The organism is Streptomyces sp. NPDC059897, assembly GCF_042730865.1.
Classification (GTDB): Bacteria; Actinomycetota; Actinomycetes; order Streptomycetales; family Streptomycetaceae; genus Streptomyces.
The window spans coordinates 1-7,546 of the sequence record NZ_JBHWKQ010000072.1 but is presented as its reverse complement, the minus strand read 5'-3'; the positions used below and the strand labels follow the sequence as shown (position 1 = coordinate 7,546).

The window sequence follows — 7,546 nt, the reverse complement described above, 5'->3', positions numbered from 1 at the left end:
CGAGCGAGGAGACAGGGGCCGCGAGGGCACCGACGACGGGGCCGCCACGCACACCGTCGCGACGCGTCCCGGGTGGCGGCGCGGGGCCGTGCGACCGCCGTGCCCCCGTGCCGCCCCCACGCGCGACTGCCCGGCGCCCGCGCCGCACCTACCCTCGAGTTCCCTGGGCCCCGAACTCAGGTATCCCGAGGGCGCGTTGAGGGCATGAGCCCCCGGACGCCAGCCACCCGACCCGCCGGAGGCACGCCGTGCTCGATCGCGCAGAGGAAAGTTCGGGAGCCATCGTCGTCGTGGGCGCCGGGGTCGCGGGACTCGCGGCGGCCCGGCACCTGACCAGGGCGGGCCTGCGCCCGCTGGTCCTGGAGGCCGCCACCGGCATCGGTGGCCGCATGTCCACCGAGAAGGTCGACGGCTTCCGCCTCGACCGGACCGGCCGGCCGCTGTGCACCGCGTACCCGGAACTGCGCCGCGACCCCGCCCTCGCCCGCCTCGCGCTGCGCCGCTTCTCCCCCGGCGCGCTCGTGCACAGCGAGGGACTGCGCCGCCGCGCGGGCGAACCCACCGACCCCCGGCGCACAAGGGGCGCACTCAGCGCGGCACGCGCCTTGGCGAGCGCCCCCCGCAGTCCGCGCGGAACGCGCCCCACCCTCGGCAGCCCGCTCGACCACGCACGCCTGAACGCGACCCTGTCCCGCCTCGCGGCGACGAACCCCTCCCAGCTCCTCGCCCGCCCCGAACTCCCCGCCGCCCAGGCCCTCCTGACCCGCGGCCTACCACCTGCCACCCTCCACGGCTTCGTACGCCCCCTGCTCTCGGCCCTGCTCTGCGACCCGGACCTCGGCACCTCCAGCCGGTGTGCCGACCTGGCCCTGCAGGCGTACGCGGCGGGCCGGCTCGCCGTGCCGGAGGGCGGCGCCGACGCGCTGCCCGAGCTGCTCGCGGCGGACCTGCCGCCCGGCACGGTGCACACCGGCGTACGGGCCACGGCGGTCGCCACGACCTCGGTCACGACCACCGAACTCGGCCAACTCCCCTGCCGGGCGGTGGTGTTGGCAACCGGCGCGCACGACGCCGCCGAACTCCTCCCCGGCCTGCGCGTCCCCGCCTTCCACGAGGTCACGGTCGTGCACCACGCCATGCCCGAACCGCCACTCGCCGAACCCGCGCTGCTGCTCGACGCGGACCGGCTCGGCCCCGTCGCGCACACCTCGGTGATCAGCCAGGTGGACCCGACGAGGGCCCCGGCGGGCCGCGCCCTCGTCTCCTCCACGGTCCTCGGCCCACCCCCCACGGACCGCGAACTGCGCGCCCAACTCGGCGCCCTCTACGGCACGTCGACCACTGACTGGGAAACCCTGGCCGTGCACCACGACCCCCACGCCGTGCCGGCGATGCCGCCCCCGCACGACCCGAACCGCCCGGTCCGCCTCCTCGACGGCCTGTACGTGTGCGGGGACCACCGGGACGCCAGCACGGTACAGGGCGCCCTCCACTCGGCCCGCCGTGCGACCCACGCGCTCCTCACAGACCTCGGCATCCCCGCCCCCACGACACCCCCACTCACCAACGCCGCCTGACCCCCGATCCGCGCCCGCCTCCGTGGCCCAACTCCGGGGGCGGGCGCGCCACCCCTCCGGGGGAACCCGGCTTTGTGTCCCGCCCAGGTCGAGCCCTGGGCCCACCCTCAGCCTCACCGCGCGCTCCCGCATTGGGGAGGCGATCAGGCTGGCCAGCCCCACGACCCGCGCCGGTTCGAGCACTTGGGGCAACGCCCCGTGGGTCACCCCCAGCCACCGCCGGGGCAATCCACCACCCACCGTGGCCGGGGCAGCCCGCTCCAGCCCACCCGTCACCGTCGGCACCACCCCCGGCGCTCCCCGCCCCGACGCCGCGCAGCAGGCATGCCACCCCGCGGGGCCGAAGCCCCCGGAGGGGGCGGGCGGGTGGGAGATGGGCCAGGCCCGGCGCAGCCGGAACAGGGACGGCCCCACGCACCGGCACCGCGGGCACCAACCCCGACCAAGCCCCGGAACCCCGGGGGCCACGCAGCCGCCGCCCCGACGAAGACCTGGAACCGGCACGGTGCATCCGTCACCACAGGCACCAGCCCCGCACCACACCCCCACCCCCACACCGCGCAACAACCACCCCACCCCGCGGGACCGAAGCCCCCGGAGGGGGCGGGCGGGCGGGAGATGAGCAACGCCCGGCGCAGCCGGAAATAGGGACCGCCCGCGTACGCGGTCACCACAAGGCCCCGCCCCCGCGACACCGCGAAACAAACCCCCACCCGGCCCGGGGCCGAAGCCCCCGAAGGGGGCGGGCGGGTGGGAGATGAGCCAAGCCCGGCGCAGCCGGAAAAGGGGCAACCCCGCGCATCAGCACCGCAGGCGCCGACCCCGGCACCCTCACACCCCAGGGGCCCCTGGACGGGAGTTGAGCGAGGACCGGCGCAGCCGGAGGAGGGACGACGCCGCGCACACGTTCCGAACAGGCGCCGCCCCCGGCAAACCCCCGAACCCCCGCCGCCGCGCGTCGACAACGACAGGCCCCGCCCCCGGCGCCCCCCGCCCCCCCTCACCCCAACGCCGCAACCCTCTCCCGGTACCCCCGGACGGGCCCCGCATCGCGATACGGCTCAAGCCGACGCTCGAACTCCCGCACATACTCGTGCGCCCGCACCGACCTCATGTCCGCCGCCGCCGACGCCGCCTCCGCCCCCAGCGCACACGCCGAGTCCAGCTCCCCGAGCCCGAGCCGCGCCGATGCCAGCACCACCCGGCAGAACAGCCGGCTGCGCGCGAACCCCGGCGACCGAAGCTGCAGCGACCGCTCGGCGTGCTGCGCCGCGGCCCGGTACTGCTGGAGGTCCCGGTGGCAGTGCCCGAACTCGTCCGCCAACTGCGCCTCGTCGAAGAACCGCGCCCACGGCGGCACCTCGTCCCCGGGCCGCACCGCCCCGAGCGCCCGCTCGGCCCGCACCAGCGACGCCGTGCACGCCCGCACCTCGCCGAGCACCCCGTGCCCCCGCGCCTCCACGGCGTGCAGCAGCGCCTGCACCACGGGCGGCGCCGAGGCCCCGACCCCCTGCTGCGCGACCCGCGCGAGCTGCACCGCCTCCCGGCCGTGCCCGAGGTAGACGGCCTGCCGGCTCATGGTGACCAGCACGTACGAGCCGTACATCCGGTCCCCCGCGGCCTGCGACAGCCGCAGCGCCTGCACGAAGTACCGCTGCGCGAGACCGTGCGCCGCGATGTCGTACGAGGTCCAGCCCGCGAGCCGGGTCAGGTCGGCGACCGCGCTGAAGAGGCGCCGCCCGTGCTGCTCTCCGTACGCCCCGCGCAGCATGGGTTCTGCCTCGTGCTCCAGGTACCGCACGAGGGCCTGCCGCGCGTGCCCGCCCCCGTACGCGTGGTCGAGCGCGCGGAACAGTTCGCCCACCGAGCGCAGCGCCGCGATGTCCCCGCTGGTCACCCGGTGTCCGGGCCCGCGCTCGGTCTGCCCGCGCTGGCGCGGCACGGCGCCGCCCGCCGCGCCCGGCACGGCGACGGGCCGCCCCTGCACCGGCACCCTTGGCAGCTGCTCGCCGTGGGCGACCCGGTCGTCGGCCCGCCCGATCAGCCAGTCGCGGCTGGGCACGACGAGCCCGGCCGGGGTGAACGCGATCTTGCGGAGCTCGGCGTGGCTGCCGGAGTCCTTGCGCCACAGACCGCTGACGATGTCGACGGCCTCCTCGGGCGAGCCCGCGAACTCCAGGCCCGCGTACACGGGCGCACAGGCGTCGAGCCCGAGGTCCTGCGCGGAGAGGCGGCGGCCTAGGCGGCGTGTGAACACCTCGGCGATCAGCGCGGGTGTCGTCCCTCTGGGCTGCTGCCCGCGCAGCCACCGGGTCACGGATGTCTTGTCGTACCGCAGGTCAAGCCCGTGTTCGAGCCCGAGCTGGTCCACGCGGCGCGCGAGGCCCGCGTTGGAGAAACCTGCCTCCGCGATGAGCGCGGCGAGCTGGCGGTTCGGGGTGCGCTGCGGAGGTCGTTCCGTCATGCTGTGCGATTGCCTTCCGGGCCCTTGGAAGCGATAAAGGGGGGCCATGGAGTGCCCCCCTTTGAGTCGCTGCTCCCTTATGGAACGGCGTGCTCCGTGACCGGCTCCCGCTCACGGACGGCGCCGAAATTATCACGGAGCGCACACGGCGTCCCCCAATCAGCCGAGCCAAACCCCTCCTTCATCCGATCGTGTGACAAACCGCGCGAGGGGTGGACGGCGGGGCCGTCACCCTGGAGCCGTACAGTTGCTCCGGGCGCGTTATATGCACGGTGAAGGTTCTTAGGGAGGCACTTGCCGTGAGTGAGTTCCGGTTCGTCCGCATGGGGTTCGGTGCGGACATGGTCGATTACCAGGTGGCCTGGGACGAGCAGCGCCGTGTGCACGCCGCTCGCTTCACCGACGAGGTGCCCGACACCTGTCTGCTCCTGGAGCACCCGCCCGTCTACACGGCCGGCCGCCGCACCGCCCCCGAGGAACGCCCGCTGGACGGCACCCCGGTCATCGACGTGGACCGCGGCGGCAAGATCACCTGGCACGGCCCCGGCCAGCTCGTCGGTTACCCGATCCAGAAGCTCCCGCGCCCCGTGGACGTGGTCGCGCACCTGCGCCGTCTGGAGGACGCGATGATCGCGGTCTGCGCCGAGTTCGGCATCACGGCCGCGCGCGTGGAGGGCCGGGCCGGGGTATGGGTGCTCGGCGACCCCATTGAGCAGCGTACGAATCTGGGCGGTCTGTCCCTCGACTTCAACCCTCGGCTCAGCAGCGAGGACGAGGAGTTCGACCACCGCCTCGTCGGCCCCGAGTACGCGCCCTCGAACGCGGGCCAGCGGCACGAGGACCGCAAGATCTGCGCCATGGGCATCCGCGTGGCCAAGGGCGTCACGATGCACGGCTTCGCGCTGAACGTGAATCCGGACACCTCGAACTTCGACAAGATCATCCCGTGCGGCATCCGCGACGCGGGCGTGACCTCCCTCTCGTACGAGCTGGGCCGCGAGGTCACGATGGACGAGGTGCTGCCGATCGCGGAGAGGCATCTCCAGGACGTCCTGGGGAACGCGGACCTCCAGCCCCGCACCGTCGAGAAGGCCTCGGTCTAGGACAAGCCCTGGCCCATTCGGGGAATGCACCCCACAGGCCACCGGTTGGCCACCCGTGAGGGCCACGAACATCACGGGCGTACCCTGATGTACGCCGAGGAATCAAAGCTTTAGGGAGCCGGTCGTGTCCGCAGTCGCACCCGACGGACGCAAGATGCTGCGCCTGGAGGTCCGTAACGCTCAGACCCCCATCGAGCGCAAGCCCGAGTGGATCAAGACCCGGGCGAAAATGGGTCCCGAATACACCAAGATGCAGAACCTCGTGAAGAGCGAAGGGCTGCACACGGTCTGCCAGGAAGCGGGCTGTCCCAACATCTACGAGTGCTGGGAGGACCGCGAGGCGACCTTCCTCATCGGCGGCGACCAGTGCACCCGGCGCTGCGACTTCTGCCAGATCGACACCGGCAAGCCGGAGCCGCTCGACCGTGACGAGCCGCGCCGCGTCGGCGAGTCCGTCGTCACGATGGACCTGAACTACGCCACGATCACCGGCGTCGCCCGCGACGACCTGGAGGACGGCGGCGCCTGGCTGTACGCGGAGACGGTCCGCCAGATCCACCGCCAGACCACCAACCGCGCGGACGGCCGCACCAAGGTGGAGCTGCTGGCCCCCGACTTCAACGCGAACCCGGAGCAGCTGGCCGAGGTCTTCTCCTCCCGCCCCGAGGTCTTCGCGCACAACGTCGAGACGGTCCCGCGGATCTTCAAGCGGATCCGTCCGGGCTTCCGCTACGAGCGTTCGCTGAAGGTCATCACCGAGGCCCGCGACTTCGGCCTGGTCACCAAGTCGAACCTGATCCTCGGCATGGGCGAGACCCGCGAGGAGATCAGCGACGCGCTCAAGCAGCTGCACGAGGCCGGCTGCGAGCTGGTCACCATCACGCAGTACCTGCGCCCCTCCGTGCGGCACCACCCCGTGGAGCGCTGGGTCAAGCCGCAGGAGTTCGTCGAGCTGAAGGACGAGGCCGAGCAGATCGGTTTCTCCGGCGTCATGTCGGGCCCGCTGGTCCGTTCCTCGTACCGCGCGGGCCGGCTGTTCCAGATGGCCAAGGAGAAGCGCGGCTCGTTCACCGCCTCGCAGGCCGTGTGAATTCACGCACAAGAGGCTACTGATCGGTAGTGGCCGGTAAGGCGCGGTCCTGACGATCCCCGCAGTTGGGGGGCACCGTCAGGGCCGCGTCTGCGTTTGCGGCGCGAGCGTCAAGGCTTCATTGGTGTTTGACCGTCCGGTCACGCCCTGGTAACACCAATCAGTGACTCTGGAATCACGCCCCGTACACCCCGTGCCAACGCCGTGATCACCCTTCGAGGGGGGACCTCAACCATGCAGGCCGCGCCCGTCCGCGCCACCGCCATCCCGACCGTCACCGACGCCCTGCGCGCCGTGGAGTCGCTGCTCATGAGCAGCGGCCAGCGCACCGCCCGCCGCAATGCCTGGACCTCCGTCCTGGAGGACCGTCGCCGCGCCAAGGACCGGGTCGAGGCGCAGCGCGTCCTGGAGGCCGCCGCCCTGCGGGGCTGATCGAACCAGGGACGAACCGGGGGCAGGTGCGGGTTCTGCCCGCTCCCCCGGCCACGTAGACTTCAAGACATGGCGAGGAAGGAAACTGCAGCGGACGCTGCTAACACCGGGCGGCTCAAGCAGATCGCCCAGACCTACAAGATGACCCGCAGGGTCGACACCAAGATCGGTCTCGTACTCGCGGGTGTGGGAATCGTCACCTTCGGTGTCCTCCTCGCGATCGGCTTCTTGATCGGTCACCCGATCTACCTCGGAATTCTCGGCCTCCTGCTCGCTTTCCTCGCGATGGCGATCATCTTCGGGCGCCGGGCCGAGAAGGCGGCCTTCGGGCAGATGGAGGGGCAGCCCGGCGCGGCCGCGGCCGTGCTCGACAACATCGGACGTGGCTGGACGACGACCCCCGCGGTCGCCATGAACCGAAGCCAGGACGTGGTGCACCGCGCGGTCGGCAAGGCCGGCATCGTGCTCGTCGCGGAGGGCAACCCGAACCGGGTGAAGTCGCTCCTCGCGGCCGAGAAGAAGAAGATGGCCCGCATCGTCTCCGACGTCCCGGTCCACGACTTCGTGGTGGGCACGAGCCAGGGCCCCGAGGGAACGGTTCCGCTGAAGAAGCTCCGCACGACGATGCTGAAGCTGCCGCGCGTGCTGACCGGCCCCCAGGTGACCGCGACCAACGACCGGCTGAAGGCGATGGGCGACCTCATGTCGAACATGCCGCTGCCGAAGGGTCCGATGCCGAAGGGCATGAAGATGCCCAAGGGCGGCGGCGGCCGCGCCCGCTGACCCGCTCCGCTGCTTCTACGTGAACGAGGCGGGGGGGGGGCCCCCGGGTTCGGGCCCCCCCGCAGCAAAAACCCCCGGGGGGGGGGGCCGGGGGTGT

At 72.8% G+C, this 7,546-nt stretch carries 6 protein-coding genes; 5 read left to right on the top strand and 1 reads right to left on the bottom strand.

Translation table 11 applies throughout. From position 1 onward, the window contains the following. The first annotated feature begins 248 nt into the window (after positions 1-248). The gene (locus tag ACFV9W_RS38330) at positions 249-1,577 is read left to right on the top strand and encodes an FAD-dependent oxidoreductase (protein ID WP_385770609.1); all 1,329 of its coding nucleotides are present in this window, start codon (positions 249-251) and stop codon (positions 1,575-1,577) included. 1,000 nt (positions 1,578-2,577) lie between these two features. Here the strand turns inward: ACFV9W_RS38330 and ACFV9W_RS38325 are convergent. After that, positions 2,578-4,041, bottom strand: coding sequence for a regulator (locus tag ACFV9W_RS38325; protein ID WP_385770607.1), 1,464 nt, complete (start codon positions 4,039-4,041; stop codon positions 2,578-2,580). Positions 4,042-4,340: 299 nt separating this feature from the next. Between ACFV9W_RS38325 and lipB the strand changes: the two genes are divergently transcribed. The 4 genes from lipB (at position 4,341) to ACFV9W_RS38305 (ending at position 7,449) form a co-directional block, all read left to right on the top strand. Beyond that, entirely contained in the window at positions 4,341-5,144 is an 804-nt protein-coding gene (gene lipB / locus ACFV9W_RS38320) for a lipoyl(octanoyl) transferase LipB (RefSeq protein WP_385770605.1), read from the top strand. Positions 5,145-5,268: 124 nt separating this feature from the next. After that, positions 5,269-6,234 (top strand): lipoyl synthase, encoded by a 966-nt coding sequence (lipA, locus tag ACFV9W_RS38315; RefSeq protein ID WP_385770603.1) that lies wholly within the window; start codon positions 5,269-5,271, stop codon positions 6,232-6,234. 234 nt (positions 6,235-6,468) lie between these two features. Beyond that, entirely contained in the window at positions 6,469-6,666 is a 198-nt protein-coding gene (locus ACFV9W_RS38310) for a hypothetical protein (protein WP_385770601.1), read from the top strand. A gap of 69 nt (positions 6,667-6,735) precedes the next feature. Beyond that, complete coding sequence (locus ACFV9W_RS38305) at positions 6,736-7,449, top strand: DUF4191 domain-containing protein (protein WP_266720370.1); 714 nt, start codon at positions 6,736-6,738, stop codon at positions 7,447-7,449. Positions 7,450-7,546 lie beyond the last annotated feature (97 nt).